This is a genomic window from Ammoniphilus sp. CFH 90114 (assembly GCF_004123195.1).
In the GTDB taxonomy this organism is placed as follows: Bacteria; Bacillota; Bacilli; order Aneurinibacillales; family RAOX-1; genus YIM-78166.
In genome coordinates, this window is record NZ_SDLI01000004.1 from 331,897 (window position 1) to 348,617 (window position 16,721).

The following is a 16,721-nucleotide window of genomic DNA, read 5'->3' on the forward strand; positions in this document are numbered from 1 at the left end:
TTAGCTAATCTCGGCTACAATTCGTTCAACGGTGTGATGTTCAATTTCTCCCAAACATATCGGACATCGTCCAAGATGTTTTAATTGTTCATAATATTGCTTGGCATGAGCCTCAAGATACATGTCTGCTTCCTCAATTTCGGCATCAAGCTTTCGCTTTTCCTTCACCATTGCAAGACTACGATAATGTGCATCTCTCAGAACCTCAAGCTGTTTTCCTAGCTCCAGTACTTTCTGTAATTGCTGGTCTGCAACCGGTAGTGCTTCTGTCTCTTGCGTATAATGGGCCACAAGCTGAAGCTGGGTTGTCCATTCTCCTCTTTTCTGAACAAATCCCTTAAGTATTTGGTAGTTTCGACTAGCTTCTTGCCATTCCTCCCATAATTGTTGTGCTTGATCTAACCCTTTTGTTTTAGACAGGACGAGTTGAATCTTCCTGTCTACTTCCTGATATTCGTTGGCCTTCGTTGCAAAGGATATTAGTAGCTGTTCCTTCTCGAGTACATCCTGTAGTTTTCGGATTCCGATTTCTGCTTGGGAAATCGAAACGGTCTGATGGACGATCTGATTCATTAGATCTCTTTCCTGATTCAGCTCTCGTTTTGTGTTTTGCAGTCTTTCTACAGCTTGTCCACGTTCAAGTACACTAATTGCTTGTACGAGCAGTCCACCTGCCATTTCTAAGGAAGACGTCCTTCTAATCCATTCTTCCGCTGCTTGAAGGGAGAATCTAGTCTCGTGTAATTGCTTATGGAAAGATAAGAGCTTCTCCCTATGATTTATAGCCTTTTCCGCACTCTTCCAATACTCTCCCGCCATATCAAGAGGAGCTAATCGGTTAATGAATTCCTCTGCCGTTCTAAGCTTCTTATCCAGCTCTTTGCGCTCTAAGAGCTTCTGCTTGAACCACTCGATCCTGCGCTCTAATTCCTCAGCTTGCTGTAAACCTCTTTCTAAAGAAGTCAGAGATTTTTCCCATTGGTCTAGATCATCGAATTGCTTTAACTGTTCCTCGCGCTTCTCAATCTCGGCAAGAAGTCGTCGCTCTTCAATTTGTTTGCTGTTTAATTCACTACTAGTTGTCTTATGAGCATAATCCAATATATGCACACCATTGATGCGTCCTATCGCTTTTGCCTTAATCGCTCCATTACTGTCTAATAGAAAAGGAGCATCCAATTGCATCCCTATGTTGATATTAACTTGAGTGGACTCATCTATTTTCACAGGACGAACGCCTGTTGCATTCATCACTTCTTCAGGTACTCCATGTCCGAATCCTTCATAGATCTGCTCCTCTAATCCCGGAACAGCTACAGAATATCGATTACGTGAGGAAGTACGTTCACGGCTAACTATCGTTCCATCGTTCATAATTAAGGTTACTTTGGTTCGATTGGAGCCAACTCTTATAAAATCCGACCCTTTGGGCTCGTTATACAACACCCAACGAATAGCCCGTATAATGGCTGTTTTCCCTTGGTCACTCGGACCTACAATAACATTAAACCCTTGGACAAAAGCAAGTTCGGTTGTTCGATGGGATTGAAAATCATCGATAATCACACGCTGAATCCATTTCACTCTTCATCCACCTCCAGCCGTTCCTGTGCCTTCGCAATTTGATCCATAACGAGTTCGCGAACAGATGTACTTATGCCTTCCCGTGATGCGATCTGTTCGATAATGTCGTGGATATTGGCATATTGGAAGTCACCAGCTTGCTTAATTTCGTCCACAATAGCATTTAATTTCTGCTCTCGGTAGATGGCTTCTTCACCTTTACTGCGGTCAAGAATCTCCTCTCCCTTCGGAGCACTGCGAAGAGGAATTTTCCTATAGGTTAGCTTGCCATCTTCAATTTGAATGAGTACCATCTGAGGTCTGCGTGCCATCTCTGCTGGGTGATTGCTTAACCGAACGAATCCGCCGGGATTAAGGAAGAACTTCCCGTCCTTTTCTGTATCCCGGAATCCTAAATGATTATGGCCACAAAGGGTTAGATCCGCTTCTGTTCCCACAATCTGATCGATCACAGTATGAGCCACTCCATCGATAAACTTTCGATCCATAAGCATACCATGCACCATATGAATGGCGACATCGGCATTTTCCTTTGTAACGCAGTAATCTAATGTCGGATCACGACGATCTAAATCGACATGGAAGTGCTGCCCCGTAAGTTGTACTTTAGTCCCGTCCTTCTCTAAATAAACCCTTTCCCCTGGATGAATGATGCGGATAATCCCGAGCCTATTCGCAAGACCCAACATGGTTCGATCTAGTGTCTGCGGGTTATGGGCGAACACATCATGGTTTCCAATAATGCCGTACAATGGCGCCTTTAATTTGGTAAAAATAGATAGAAATTCCCCTACTACAGATGGAGACGGTGATGGCACATCAAACACGTCACCACCATGCAATACAGCATCGACATCCACTTGATTGGCATAGTCCACGGCCTCATTTAGTTTAGTCTTTAGAGTGTCTGGGAAATGGTCTAAACGGTTGGCGGGGGACGTTCCACGAATATGGGTATCAGTTATATATAGTAGCCGTATCAACTTTAATCCCCCCTAAACTAAACTGTACTCTGTACCAAATATGCCTCGCTCTTTTTGAATCTTGCCCTCATCGACCAGGTCTTCGAGCATCGTCACAATCCGATCCCTTGTTAAAGGCATTCCTAATTTGGTTTGCCACTCCGCTACATCAATATTTCCGGCTCCACATGGCAGTAATTTAGAATTCACAATCTTCTCCCACAGCCTGTCCTGCTCTCCTTTAAATTCATTATCTAATTCATCAAAAGGATTTAACATATGCGGACTTCGAGTCTTAGAGACTCGTATTCTCACCAAGATACTTCGACCTGTAAGAGAAGAGGAGATAAAGGCCGTTCCGGAAGGTAAATAGGGCAATCTGCGAGTCTCTTCAGGAGACAAATCCGTCTCTTCCTTAATGGTTTCAATATCATTTGAGTTATTGGTCTTAAAGACGAACTTGGTAGCTAATTGAGCCTTTACCGTAGAATCTAGAGTAGCAGGGCGTTGGGTAGCCAAGACCAGGAACACACCATATTTTCTTCCTTCTTGAGCTATTTCTTTAATAATGTCCTTCGTTGGGGAACGTTCATCTCCACCTGAAGGAGCAAAGTTATGCGCTTCATCACATACAACAATGAATGGTGGAAACTTCACTAAGGGATTTCTTCCTTGCTGCAAGGCATCCTTGTACTCTCGCCTCTTCTGATAATAGCTGCGCGTGAGATAGGCAGCGAATAAACGAAGCTGTTTAATCGGTCCACGAATGGTCACGAGTTTACGTGATAGCATGTCTGCTTCCACTTGGCGTGCGTCTCCACGTACAAGACCGGTCAAATCTAGCATATTTAACCGAGAGAGAACCGCATCGACAGGACCGATATGCGTAATTTTATCTTTAACACTATTAAGTAAGCGGCTTAATTCTCTGCCTCTCTCATCTGAGGTCTGCAGGCTCTTCTCCTCTTCCATGGCTGTTTTTAGGTTGTAGACAATATCTCGAAATCTCTCAAACGTCATGTTCTTGCGGTGAAGAGTTTCCACCACGTTCTCTTGCAAAGGGCTTAAGAAGGAGCCTAAAGAGTTCAACAAACTCACAACATCCTGAGCATGCAACTCAGTAAAATCAATCCCTACATCCTTTCCTAACGTATACTGTGCTGTTCGCTTGCGAAAATCCTCTTCAAATCCGGCAGGCAGCCCTTCAAATGGAACATCGAATGACAATTCAAAGTGTGGGTCGAAAATAATGGTTGGCACTTTTTTCTTAATAATTTCCTCTAGGAGCACCCTCATTCCAAAGGACTTCCCTGACCCCGAACCTCCGAAAATACCAATATGCGGGTATTCATTCATAGCTCGATAATCAAATACAAAAGGCACTCCAACTTGTCCCATCACCCCTACGCGAGCATCATATAAAGGGGCGACACCCGTTAATTCTGCAGGCAGTCGTTTTCCGATCTCTTCCGTACCCACAATAACCCCTAGGGCCAATCCTTCAGAAGGATATTTGCGAACCAGCAGTTTCTCTACTTCAGAAAAATCGGGAACCCGAACGATGGACCCAGTGGAAACGGGTGTAGATACCGTATCGAGCAAACGAATTTTAGCTACGTGTATCACATCGTCCTGTATAGAGTAGCCTGCTTCCTCTAAACTAGATAAGAAGGCTTGATCAAGCTTCATCCCGCTGTCCATCTCAAGGGGAATAAAGCGATTATAAGACTGAGTCGAGATCACTTCTCCCTTCGGAGAACCCAGACGGTGATCTTCAATAATCAATATTTCGTTTAGATGAAAAGGTCGTTCCTTCGATGCAGCATAGACCTCCTGTGGTGTGGTAATCCCTACGATATGGATCATCCGGTACCTCCCTATTCCCTTAAATATCTCTTCTACTTCTCTGACTAACTAGGAATTTTTCCACCCAAGCCGGTGGAAACGCATGTCTTATCATCGCTTCTGTTTCCTTGTACGTAAGCTTTATCTCGTGGTCTACCCGATCAATCCAGAAGGGAACACCGCGACTTCCCTCTAGCGTATTGGCAAAGAGGAACCGTAAAGCGGTTGAGAGCTCCTCCTTGCGGTCAAGGAATACGTCACAACCAATAATTGAAGGGTGCGCTGAGAGTCTAGCAAAACAAGTATAGTAACGCCCAGAAAATCCTTTATGCTTTAAGTCTGTATTTAAAAACAATGCTTCCCCAGGCTCTAAAACACCAAATAAGATCTGACGATCATAAGGAAGTAGTTTTCCCCCGAGCGCTTCTATGAGGGCTCTCGAGATGAAGTTCGTTCCTACTTCTTCAATTATACCTATAGAAAAGATATTCTTTTCACGGGCGCGCGAGGCATACTCCTCCCAGAGCAGGAAGGCTTTGGATTCATAACGAACAAACCCCCCATCGAACAACATGAGCGCTGGCTCTTCCGATTCTAGAAGCTTGAGTGCGGCTTCGACTTCGAGTTGAGCCATTCGTTCATCCTTATAGCGAAGGTACGCCTCAGATTCACCAAGGGTATGTCGATCTTGGTATTCTGCTATGCGTAAACGGTCACGACGACTCATCGGGGAAAGAGCATCTCCGACTAGGTATTTATTTCGTTTCATTGTCATGGCCCCCGCTTGCAGTAAGGCTATGGTTCCCGGATAGCTCCCCCCAAAGGAATTAGAGGAGCCATCGACTCCTGCCACGGTTCTGCCATTTAAATAATAAATCAATTCTTCTTTATCCATCTTCTGAATAGAGACAAACTCACCAATTCCATGCTCTTGAATCAGCCTTCGTAAATTTTCTTTGCTAGGTTGGCTATCAATCTGTTCCGTCCACTCTTCTTGTAAGTAAAGCAAAGTATGTCGTAATCCATCAGACATGGCTAGCATGCGAACACCTCCCGAACATCCGTTATTACTTAGTGTAACAGTAGGGAAAAAGAAAATCATCAGGAAATTCATCCTGATGATTTATTGGAATTTGATTTCAGCTTGATAGCCTAGGCCTTCAAGGTAACTTGTAATCTGTGAAGCGGCTCTCTCTTCTGCTTGAGAGATAATTCCTGCTTCAAGAGCCTTCTGCCGGAAGGTTTCCTTCGACTCTTCCATCAACCGATTACGATCTTCCAATGAAATGCGTCTGAAGATCATATCCGATTCCCCTGAGAAACGCAGCTCACTATCCACAGAAAAAATTTCTGCCCGAGGAAAAGTGACAAAGACACGACCGCCTTCCTTTTCCACCTGAACTTGAGATTCCTCAAGATTGACTCCAGCCAGAATAGAGGCTGTTCCTGTTGCGAGAAGGGACTTTTTTAATTGAAATAGAATGAAGTCCTTTTGATCATTCCATTCAAAGACATCCATATAATGGTGTTGTACTGTAGCTAGTTTAGAGATGGCCTTCACACTCGTAAGCAAAGAAGCTTCTTGTCGAGTCTTTTCCTTGGCAAGCACAACATAGCTAATGGAGGCTGTCACAACCGCCAGTAGGATAAAAAAAGCAACAATTGCAGCTAGTAGAATCCATAGCCGTTTTCGCCAGGCGTCTTCAATCTGATAAGATATTTCTGCGGCGGTTGAAACTTCGGTTGTTGCGGCAAGGATCTCATGGATGGACTTCTTCGGATAAAACATGAGGTGTTCCACCACCTTTTTTGCATCGTCGTTAGATTAATATATTATTACTGAGAACGGCTTGTACATTATACTAACGTCTCTTTAGCAACTTGTAAATATAGCCGCCAATGAGGACAATTCCTGCGACAGCAAAGGTAATAGGACCTAAGTATTGCGAAATCAAGTCCATCGCTTGATCACCGAAATAAACAATAAAAGCTGCAATCAGGAAGAAACGTGCCCCTCGACCAATTATCGATGCGATCATAACCGTTACGATATTCGCCTTAAACACTCCTGCTGCTACCGTAAAAACCTTAAAGGGGATTGGAGTGAAAGCGGCGACGAACATGGCCCATCCTCCGTAGCGAGAGAATAGGTTCTCCACTCGAGAAATCTGCTGTTCGGGGATAAACTTCAATAGAATCGGACGGCCAAGCCACTTCCCAATCCATATACCAAGCAATGCGCCCAGCACAGAAGCTATAGTTGTCGCAAAGGCCAAGACCCAAGCGTTCTCTGGATTTAACATGGCCAAAGGAATGAGCAGCACGTCAGGAGGAATCGGGAAAAACGCCGATTCAAAGAATGACATAATGCTAAGTCCCCAAATCCCGTAATCAAGTAATACATCAATGATTTGCTCTAACCAATTATGTAAAGAAGACATCATGATTCTCCCTAAGTTTTTTTATAACTATTTCATTAGGCCACAAGCCGGAGGAATTGGCAAGCCTTTTTCAGTTATTTAACAGAAAAAAAGCGTGTATTCCCTTTTAGAATACACGCTTTATAGCAGACATACCATGCTCAATTTTTTGGATGCATAGCTTTGGATTTCCATAGATTTCTTTAGGACTTAAGTGAATAAGTTGCCACCCCTGCTCCCTCAAAAGTCTTTCCTTTCGCCTAGACTGGGCCAGGTAAATATCGGTCATCTCCCACTTATTCCATCCGCACTCAATGGCCACTTTACTATAAGGAAAAGCAATATCTACCTCATATTTACCAATTTTATAGGCCACATCAGGATAGTAGCCTTCCTTCCAAAGAGTTTGGAAGAGATAACGCTGACAGGATCGATTACACTGAGTAAATTGAGGAGCCTTTGTCCGATAAGGGCTCGTTGTCATGAGAAGTAAGAATCCTATAGTCAAACATAGAAAAAAAGTAGCCACCTCTTAAAACACCTCCGTAAGAAAGTATGGCTACTCAGCTCAGGAAATATACGGAAATACAGGTTTATTCCTGTTAAGTTCTTCTTTTTTTCATTTTTTGTTCTTCTCTTGCCGCAATAACATCGCTTCGATCTCTTAGGGTATGCCGATGGATTAGTTCTTCTTGTTCACCGCTTCGCCCTTGCCAAATCATTCCTTTTTTGTCGCATTCCTCAAGGCAGCGCGTAAGTAATTCGGGATCGTTGATTGCCAGATTTAAATCTGTGTACACCAGTCCTTGTTCAATTTGTTTAATCCGTTCCTGGATTAAACGATAAGATTTTTCGTAATCTAGCCCTAATTGGGTAATTTCAGTTGAATCCATTCGTTTTAGGCTGCTCTCCAACATTTTCCTTGCCCCTGCGTAATTCCCTCTCCGATGATGATACAAACCAACAGCAAGCTGAATAAGAGCGACCCACTTATCCGAGCGTTCTTCTTCCGATTTCCAATACTCCTCTAGAATTTCGTGACACTCAAAAAAATCACGATCACCGTGAAAATGCACTAAGAATTCAATATATTCGATGGGGTATTCCATAGTTTCTCCTTCAATCATATTGACGCTTTGGTCTTAATATAATAATAAAACATTCTGTTACTGCCGGAAAGGAGGGGGCATTTATCGAAACAAGCTTATTTGTGTTCGCCGGATTTGACTTTGAACCCTATGTTAAAATTATGCTCGCTGTCCTTATAGGCTTTCTCATTGGATGGGACAGAGAGGTCAAAAGTAAGCCAGCAGGTATAAAAACCTATTCCTTTGTTACAGTAGCCTCTACTCTCATGACGATTATTTCCGTGGATTTATTCCATGTTTATGCACACAGTGGGGTTACAATGATGGATCCCGCTAGATTAGCAGCACAAATTCCACCCGCGCTAGGCTTTATTGGGGCAGGACTCATCTTGAAACAAGGACGTAGAGTTTCTGGACTGACCTCAGCCTCTATGATTTTATTTGCTGGGGGCATTGGAATTGCGATTGGCGCTGGGTACTATGGAATCATGGGCTTTAGTGTGATCTTGATGCTCCTTGTGATCAAGCTAGGAAACGCTTTGAGTAAGCGATTTTATCCTACAGAAGAACAAGCCAATGAGGAACACTTAGATTAAAAAAGTTTTGCATATATTACACATTGACTGTATCCGTTTAAAGTGGCAAAATAATAAGTAAGCGGATACATTTTCTTGTAACTTTTATGTAACCGCTTACGTATATAGTGATGATAACCTAATTGGAAAGGAGGCTTAGAAGTTGAACACCCATAGACACCCAATTGAACCCCAGTTCCCTTACGACTTTAGCCACGTCCACTTCGACAGCAAACAAGAAGGAGATCTCCACGTTGTAGACATCTCCATTGATGACCGTCTAGTCAATCGCAAATTATTTTTCTCCTCCCAAGAAGCCAGCATTCACCTTTTTAATCTTAATATTGCCATCCAGTTAGGTGCTACTTTCAACGAGGAAGGCTACTGGGCCTTTGAGAACTATCCTCCACATAAAAGAAAGCTTTTAGAAAAGCAGTATTATCGACTATCTAAAGGCTAGCTGATCGACGAGATCCCCATTCTTGGCAGATTAATAGATAAGGGAAGTATTTTTCCCTTATCTCGATTTTCAAGCTCCCGTATCCTGTAGCACCTTCCTCTTAAATAATAAATCCGATTTTCTTGGCCTCATAGAGCAATTCTTCCCTAAACTTCGGGTGAGCTATCCGAATGAGGGCTTTTGCTCTCTCTGAGATGCTCTTTCCTCTTAATTGAGCTACCCCATACTCAGTAACCACCCGGTCTACGTCATTTTTCGATGTTGTAACGGCGGATCCCAAGGATAGTTGAGGACGTATACGAGAGATCGTGTCGTTCTTCGTAGTAGAGTGCATACAAATAAATCCTTTACCCTCCTTCGCAAATCGAGCTCCTCTCGCGAAATCGGATTGACCTCCACTAGAGCTATAGTACCTTCCCCCTACCGTTTCTGATGCACATTGCCCTAAGAAATCGACTTCCGTTGTGGCATTAATAGAGATCATCTTATCCTCCCTTGCAATCAATCGTGGATCATTTACTTCTTCGACAGGCAGGAAGGCTACACCAGGGTTCTCATGAATATACTCATAGAGTCGATTCGTACCTAGGGCAAAGGTCGCTACTACTTTACCAGGATGTGTTTTCTTTGCTATCCCATTCACGACTCCTAACTCTACTAAATCTACAACCCCATCGGAGAGAAGCTCCGTATGGATTCCCAGGTTTTTATGATTCACAAGCAAGCTAATTACCGCATTAGGAATGGCTCCAATTCCAGCTTGAATGGTAGATTCATTTTCAATTTGTTCCGCCACAAGAGTTGCAATTTGGCGATCAATGTCTGTGATCAGCGGTGATTGAACCTCGTGGAGGGGGTAGTCTTCAATCGTATACCCCGCGATTTGACTAATATGAATCTGATTGGCCCCGAAGGTACGAGGCATATTCATATTCACTTCGAGGAAGAATGGAACTTTACCTATGAAAGAAGTAATATAGTCCGCTTGAGTCCCGAATGAGAAGTAACCATGCTCGTCGATTGGGGAGGCACACGTAATGATCAGGGATGTTTTTGTGGTTTCTCTTAGAATTCTTGGCACCTCATGAAAGTGATTAGGCACCAGGTCACAGTTTCCCTCTAAGAACGCCTTCCGGGAAGCTCCACTCAGAAAGTAAGCTACATGACTTAAATGACCACGATATTTCCCATTTATATAGTCCCGCCCGCGTAAAGCATGCATCTGATGAATGCTTACATCACGATAACGTGCTGCATTCGCTTCAATGCAATCCAGCAATACTTTAGGCTCCCCGTTCGCGAGAGGAAGGATGATATCATCTCCATCCTTGATCAGCTCTAGGACGTCTTCAGATTTCTTGCGTTTTTCCTTTAATAAATCCATTAGCGGTGTATTCATAACCATATTCTCCTCCATATGTTGTCTTCCGAAGAAGGTCGAGTTTCTACAATTTCCCTTAGCTCTTACATGGTAGCATAATACACCGCAGGATAAAGTGAAAAAAGTCCAAACATTATTCCATTATTTTGTTAAGATTGCAGCAGCCATGCCTCCATATATTCACTCAAAGATCTTCTGCTATTTCCATCTCTCCCTGTAACAGACTTAGCTGTTACCATCGAATTCAAAATAGACTCCTCCACTGCTTCTGCCACTGCTCGGAATACCGAATCCAGGTGATCCTCATGCAATACCGTCTGTATCACTTCTGTCGTCTCCGGATAATGCGGTACTTGATTGGCCGTGCTAAATGAAAGAACAATATCCCCGCTTCCATGTCCAACAAAGGATCCTGTTCGACTAAGGCCAACCGTGGCACGTTTTGACACTCGTTTAAGCTGTCTTTCGCTTAGTGGAATATCAGTAGCTAGCACAATGATGATCGATCCTTTGTCCCGTTCTGTCATGTGTCCGCTTTGATCTTGCATTTCGATCCACTTCCCTACGGGTCTTCCATCAATTAGAAGATCACCCTTCTGACCAAAGTTAGAAAGGACGATACACCCGACAGTATAATCAAGGGCTTCTATGCGTACAACACGTGAAGCTGATCCGATTCCCCCCTTTAACCCGAAGCACGACATGCCGGTTCCTGCTCCCACAGCCCCTTCCTCAAAATCTTCTGAAGCCTTGCAAATCGCATCCCAAGCATGTTCCTTTTGCACGTGGAGCCCGCGGATATCATTCAGATATCCATCATTGCACTCGCCTACCACAGGATTGACGGTTCCAGTCGTCACACCAATATCTTCATTGTCTCTCAACATATACTCGACTAAAGCAGCACTGACCGTACCTACACTTAGCGTATTCGTAAGCAGGATGGGAGTTTCTAGTACTCCCAATTCTTCCATTTGGATCGTACCAACTGTTTTACCGAAACCATTGATGACGTAGCTTGTTGCTAACACCTTATCTTGAAAGCAATTTCCCCTATGCGGAAGTATACACGTAACACCAGTCTGAATGGCCCCCTCGCTTAACGTCACATGCCCCACCTTTACGCCTTGTACATCTGTTATCTTATTCTTTGGTCCAGTAGGAAGCTGTCCAATGGAAATTCCATAGTCTCTTAATCTCTTTTTTGTGCCCATGTTAACCTCCTAGCCTTATGTTTTATCGTCGTAATAATAGTGTTCTGCCTTAATTGAGTTCGCAAGAGTCAAAACACCATAGGAATATCGAGGTTGACGTCTCTTATCGGTCGGGGAGCCGGGATTAAACACCAAGACCCCTTGATGCTTACGAAGAAAAGGAACATGAGAATGACCAAAAACAATCACATCCACCGTCTCATCAGCGAAAGCTTCCCAAGCTCGTTCCTCCGTCTTCTTCCTCACCCCATCACCATGAATCATACCGATCCGATATCCCGCCAGGGTAATAATCTTCTTTCTCCCAAATCGCCGAATAATTTCTTCCCCATCATTATTTCCTGCTACACCATCAATCGGTGCCAGCGACTCAAAAGCATGAACCACCTCGGGCTTAGTCCAATCTCCCGCATGAAGGATAAGATCTACACCTTTCAACCCCTTTACAAGCTCTTGAGGAATTCCCTTTGCCCTTGATGGCATATGAGTGTCTGAGATGATCCCAATTCTCATGTTAAAAGCCATATATCGTCATCCCTCTTCCTTCCCTAACGATCTTTCTTTTAGTTTAGCAGATATTCCCTTTTGTTGTTATCACCTCTCACTTCCTTCGACAGAAAAAGAGCCGTTACGACAATTGTCGTACGGCTCTTATCGAAATATGCGCTTGCCTAGGAAATATCCTGATCCTCGTCGTGCTTTTCTTCTGGTATAATCGGTCGCTGATAAGCCCGAATCACTTCTTCTCCTTTTTCAAGAGAAAGTAGATCTTTTCCCGCTCCACCTTGATCAGAGATGTCTATTGTATCTACAGGAACTATGGCTTCTTGCCCCTTATTCGTAACAAAATAGAGGTCCCCAGCTGTATCTGACTCTAATAAGACGTAGATCAAGCGGTGAGGTTTCGTCTTTCTCTTCCGGATGACCAGTAATCCCTTGCCTCCTCTGGCCTGAACAAGGAAGTCTGAAACATAAATCCGTTTTACGGTACCATCTGTCGTTAGGATGGCTAACACTCGCTCATCCTCTTCTTTTGTAACGAAAGCGTCAATCATATCGTCTGTATCCGATAGTTTCATCGCTTTTACGCCTGCGGTATTCCTTCCCATAGGGTTTACTTCCTTCAGTGCAAACTGGATAGCCATTCCTTCCTTGCTTACCATTAGCATCTGATCATTGGCGCCTGCAAGGAACACTTGAACGACACGATCATCCTCTTTCACTTTAACAGCTGCGATCCCTCGCTTCTTGTAGTTCGTAGCATACTCCGTGAGAGCCGTCTTCTTTACCATCCCCTTAGAAGTGGCAAAGTGGACAAACACCTCTGGCTGATTGAAATCCTCAATAGGGATAACCCCAATAATTTTTTGATCTTTCCCTAATCCAACCACATTGACAAGGGCAGTTCCAGGGTCTTTCCAACGCGCGTCCGGAATTTCGTGGATGGGTACCTGATAATACATCCCGTCATTGGTAAAGAGCAACAACGAATGAATCGTATTAACCCGTAGGAAGTACTTAATTTTATCCCCTTCTTTGACTCCTGCTGTTTCTAAGGTCCCTCCCGAACTAGTAAAGGAACGCAAAGATACACGCTTGATATACAAGTCTTCTGATAGGGTTACTATGACATCCTCAGAAGGAACGGTAATGGAAATATCGACTTCGATCGTCTCAATTTCATCCTGAATCACCGTCCTGCGTTCGTTGCCATACTTTTCACCGATTTCCGCCAACTCTTTTTCAATCACTTTCTTAAGTTGTTTTTCACTCGTGAGAATGGCATTCCATTCTTTCAGCTTTTTAAGAAGCTCTTTTTCCTCTTTTTCATACTTTTTGATATCAAGTCTAGTCAATTGGTGAAGGCGAATATCTAAGATGGCCTCCGCTTGCTCGTAGGTAAAGTCATATTTAGAGATCAAGTTTTCTCTTGCATCTTCTCTTCCATCAGAATCCATAATCGTATCAATGACTTCCCTAAGAATGGAGATCGCCTTAATTATTCCTTCAACAATATGAAGACGCTTTTCGGCCTTATCATAATCATATTGAGTACGACGGGTTACAACCTCTTTTTGATGCTCGATATAAGCTTGTAAGATCTCTTTTAGCCCCATTTGTTTCGGATGGGTATCTGAAATCACTAGCATATTAAAGCTATAGGAAATTTGGAGATCTGTTTTCTTGTAGAGATAATTCAAGATGCCCTCAATCTCAGCGTCCTTGCGAACCTCTAAGACGATCCGCAAGCCTTCTCGATCGGTTTCATCTCTTACTTCCAATAAACCGTCCACGTTCTTGTCTATAATTTCTTCATCAATCTGCTGGACCAGCGCTTTTTTCTTCACAGTATAAGGAATCTCGTCAATGACGATTAACTGCCTTCCTTGCTTTCCCTTTTCCACATGGGTCTTAGAGCGAATTACAATTCTCCCGGAACCTGTCCGATAGGCTTTCTTTATTTCCGACTTCCCTTGAATAATTCCACCTAGTGGAAGGTCTGGTCCAGGGATATACGTCATAAGCTCATCTAAGGTGATATCAGGGTTATTAAGCAAGGCAATAGATCCCTTAATGACTTCTCTTAAGTTATGAGTAGGAATCTCTGTCGCAAAGCCAATGGAAATCCCCGTTACCCCGTTCACTAGCAAGTTGGGAAAGCGTGATGGTAGTATGGTAGGTTCCTTCGTCGTGTTGTCATAGTTCGGGATGAAATCAACCGTATCCTTTTCAATATCGCGCAACATCTCTGTAGAGATTTCTGTTAGGCGCGCCTCAGTATACCTCATAGCCGCAGCGGAATCGCCATCCACCGTCCCCCAGTGGCCGTGTCCATCAATAAGAGGCTCTCTCATTTTATGATTCTGCACGAGATTCACCATTGTCTCATAAATGGAGGAATCGCCATGCGGGTGGTAATTCCCCATAACATCCCCAACGGTTTTCGCTGATTTCCGATAAGGACGGTCAGGTAGATTTCGCTCTTTATACATGGAATAAAGGACTCTTCGCTGTACAGGCTTTAAACCATCACGAACATCAGGTATGGCCCGTGATAGGATAATATAACGTGCATAATCGCTAAATCTGGAACGATAAACGTCCCTTACACTCATCTGCATATAATCCTGGTTGAATAGGCTCACACTATTCCTCCTCAACAACAAACTTCACGTTCTGTTCGATCCACTCCCTGCGTGGTGGAACCTTATCCCCCATAAGGATGGTTACGATCCGTTCGGCCTCTGCTGCATCTTCGATATCCACTTGGATTAATCGCCGCGTGCTTGGATTCATCGTCGTATCCCAGAGCTGCTCCGCATTCATTTCACCCAGTCCTTTATAACGTTGGATCTCGGCTTGTTTACCCAGCTTTTTCATAGCTGCGCTGCGCTCTTCCTCAGACCAGCAGTAGATCACTTCCTGCTTCTTCTTATCCTGCTTATAAACTTTATATAAAGGTGGTTGGGCGATATACACTTTCCCACGTCTCACTAACTCAGAAAAATATCGGTAAAACAAAGTCAAAAGGAGAATCTGGATATGTGCTCCATCGTAGTCGGCATCGGTCATGATAATAATCTTGCCGAATGCACATTTATTCGCATCGAATTCGTCGGCAATTCCGGTTTCAATCACTTCCACGATCGTATTAATCTCTTCGTTTCCATTGGGCCCGATCACTTCATAAATCTTCTTCTTTTCCACATTGATCGGCTTCCCTCGCAAACTGAGTACGGCTTGGAAGTTGCGATCACGCCCATTGATTGCCGAGCCGCCAGCACTATCTCCCTCAACAATAAACAGTTCATTGCGCTCGGAATCCCGTTTGGCAGGAGGAGTGAATTTGTCACTGATACTCTTTTTGCCTTTTTTCTTTTTCTTTCCTGGGTTCTTTAGCGCTTCGGTCGCCTTCCTAATTTCTTCTTTTATTCGTCTGGACTCGATTGCTCGATCGATAATCAGCTTCGCTATCTCAGGATTCTCATCTAGGAAAAATACCATCTTCTCTCCAACAAATCCTTCTACAGCAGAGCGAGCCTCCTCACTTCCTAGTTTGTCCTTAGTCTGACTTTCGAATTGCGGGTTATCCATACGAATACTAAGGACAGCCATGAACCCTTCTCGATAATCATTTCCTGATAAGTTTTTGTCATTCTTCTTTAAGAAGTTATGCTTGCGAGCGTAGTCATTGAGTGCCTTCGTCATGGCATTGCGCAGACCGGACACATGCGTACCCTCGTCGATGGTAGGAATGGTGTTTACATAGGACAACAAATTATCGACAGAGGAATCATTGTATTGAAAGGCTAATTCCACATCAATGCCTTCCTTCTCCCCTTCAAAGTAGACAATATCGTGCAGAGTTGTCTTCCCATCGTTAAGATACTCAACAAACGCCTTAATCCCTTCATCGAAGTGAAAGATTTCCTCCCGGTTAGGAGAAACTCGTTCATCCTTTAGATGAATGGTCACTCCCTTCAGAAGGAAAGCGTTATCCTTAAGACGTTCCTTCAATGTTTCAAAGTGAAAGTTCGTTTCACTAAACACCCTGCTATCTGGTTTAAAACGAACAATGGTGCCTTTCTTATTCGTCTTCCCCATGACCTGTAGGTCTGTTACGGGATGTCCTACTTGTTCTTCTTGGTTTGCTTTTTCTTCGATGTACTCGAAACGTTGTTTATAAGCTTGGCCATCGCGGTGGATTTGAACTTCTAACCATTGGGACAAGGCATTCACCACACTGGCGCCAACGCCGTGCAAACCACCAGATTTCTTATATCCGTCTCCACCGCCAAATTTCCCTCCGGCGTGAAGGACGGTAAAAACAACGGTTGGGGTTGGAATCCCTTCATCTCGGTTGATTCCAGTAGGAATCCCCCGCCCATTATCTTCAACAGTCACACTGTTATCTTTATGTATAGTTACACGGATGGTATCGCAGTATCCTGCAAGTACTTCATCCTTGGAATTATCGATAATCTCCCATACTAAGTGATGCAAACCCCTAGTTCCGGTTGAACCGATATACATACCTGGCCTTACCCGAACAGCGGTTAAGCCCTTGAGGACTCTAATATCGTCATCACTATATAACTTTTCTTTCATTTGACTCAACTGGACTTCCCCCTTTGCTTTTAAAATGTACTGGTTTTTTACTGATATTGCAAGAAGGAATCAGAAAAACTTCT

Annotated in this window: 15 protein-coding genes; 2 read left to right on the forward strand and 13 right to left on the reverse strand. The window is 43.7% G+C overall.

Features of this window, described 5'->3' with window-relative positions:
- The 8 genes from EIZ39_RS11865 to EIZ39_RS11900 all read right to left on the reverse strand — a co-directional run bounded on the left by EIZ39_RS11865 (position 1) and on the right by EIZ39_RS11900 (position 7,920).
- Positions 1-1,584, reverse strand: a complete 1,584-nt coding sequence (locus EIZ39_RS11865) for an AAA family ATPase (protein WP_129200179.1) — start codon at positions 1,582-1,584, stop codon at positions 1-3.
- A complete protein-coding gene (locus EIZ39_RS11870; RefSeq protein ID WP_205668544.1) occupies positions 1,581-2,567 on the reverse strand; it encodes a metallophosphoesterase family protein in 987 nt (328 codons plus the stop codon). Before EIZ39_RS11870 ends, EIZ39_RS11865 begins: the two co-directional genes overlap by 4 nt.
- 12 nt (positions 2,568-2,579) lie before the next feature.
- Positions 2,580-4,412 carry an ATP-binding protein gene (locus EIZ39_RS11875; protein ID WP_129200180.1) on the reverse strand — a complete coding sequence of 611 codons (1,833 nt, stop codon included), beginning with the start codon at positions 4,410-4,412 and terminating at the stop codon, positions 2,580-2,582.
- Positions 4,413-4,431: 19 nt separating this feature from the next.
- On the reverse strand, positions 4,432-5,433 hold the full coding sequence (locus tag EIZ39_RS11880) for a DNA double-strand break repair nuclease NurA (RefSeq protein ID WP_164985053.1): 1,002 nt from the start codon (positions 5,431-5,433) through the stop codon (positions 4,432-4,434).
- A gap of 81 nt (positions 5,434-5,514) precedes the next feature.
- Entirely contained in the window at positions 5,515-6,180 is a 666-nt protein-coding gene (locus tag EIZ39_RS11885) for a DUF4230 domain-containing protein (RefSeq protein WP_129200182.1), read from the reverse strand.
- Positions 6,181-6,253: 73 nt separating this feature from the next.
- On the reverse strand, positions 6,254-6,835 hold the full coding sequence (locus tag EIZ39_RS11890) for a YqaA family protein (RefSeq protein ID WP_240675779.1): 582 nt from the start codon (positions 6,833-6,835) through the stop codon (positions 6,254-6,256).
- 103 nt (positions 6,836-6,938) lie between these two features.
- Positions 6,939-7,340: a PDDEXK family nuclease gene (locus EIZ39_RS11895; protein WP_129200183.1), complete on the reverse strand. Its 402-nt coding sequence runs from the start codon at positions 7,338-7,340 to the stop codon at positions 6,939-6,941.
- A gap of 73 nt (positions 7,341-7,413) precedes the next feature.
- Entirely contained in the window at positions 7,414-7,920 is a 507-nt protein-coding gene (locus EIZ39_RS11900; protein ID WP_129200184.1) for a DUF309 domain-containing protein, read from the reverse strand.
- 101 nt (positions 7,921-8,021) lie between these two features.
- On the opposite strand from EIZ39_RS11900, the gene EIZ39_RS11905 reads away from it, so the two are divergent.
- Together EIZ39_RS11905 and EIZ39_RS11910 are read left to right on the forward strand one after the other, a co-directional pair.
- Positions 8,022-8,495: an MgtC/SapB family protein gene (locus EIZ39_RS11905; protein ID WP_240675780.1), complete on the forward strand. Its 474-nt coding sequence runs from the start codon at positions 8,022-8,024 to the stop codon at positions 8,493-8,495.
- Positions 8,496-8,637: 142 nt separating this feature from the next.
- Positions 8,638-8,934: a hypothetical protein gene (locus EIZ39_RS11910; RefSeq protein ID WP_129200186.1), complete on the forward strand. Its 297-nt coding sequence runs from the start codon at positions 8,638-8,640 to the stop codon at positions 8,932-8,934.
- A 100-nt stretch (positions 8,935-9,034) separates the two neighbouring features.
- Here EIZ39_RS11910 and EIZ39_RS11915 read toward each other — a convergent pair whose 3' ends face one another.
- The 5 genes from EIZ39_RS11915 to EIZ39_RS11935 all read right to left on the reverse strand — a co-directional run bounded on the left by EIZ39_RS11915 (position 9,035) and on the right by EIZ39_RS11935 (position 16,638).
- Positions 9,035-10,333, reverse strand: coding sequence for an acetyl-CoA hydrolase/transferase family protein (locus tag EIZ39_RS11915; protein WP_129200187.1), 1,299 nt, complete (start codon positions 10,331-10,333; stop codon positions 9,035-9,037).
- 131 nt (positions 10,334-10,464) lie between these two features.
- A complete protein-coding gene (locus EIZ39_RS11920) occupies positions 10,465-11,529 on the reverse strand; it encodes a DmpA family aminopeptidase (RefSeq protein WP_129200188.1) in 1,065 nt (354 codons plus the stop codon).
- Positions 11,530-11,544: 15 nt separating this feature from the next.
- Positions 11,545-12,042, reverse strand: coding sequence for a metallophosphoesterase family protein (locus EIZ39_RS11925; protein WP_129200277.1), 498 nt, complete (start codon positions 12,040-12,042; stop codon positions 11,545-11,547).
- 158 nt (positions 12,043-12,200) lie between these two features.
- Complete coding sequence (gene parC, locus EIZ39_RS11930; protein ID WP_129200189.1) at positions 12,201-14,675, reverse strand: DNA topoisomerase IV subunit A; 2,475 nt, start codon at positions 14,673-14,675, stop codon at positions 12,201-12,203.
- Between the two features lies 1 nt (position 14,676).
- Entirely contained in the window at positions 14,677-16,638 is a 1,962-nt protein-coding gene (locus EIZ39_RS11935; RefSeq protein ID WP_129200278.1) for a DNA gyrase/topoisomerase IV subunit B, read from the reverse strand.
- Between the last annotated feature and the right edge of the window lie 83 nt (positions 16,639-16,721).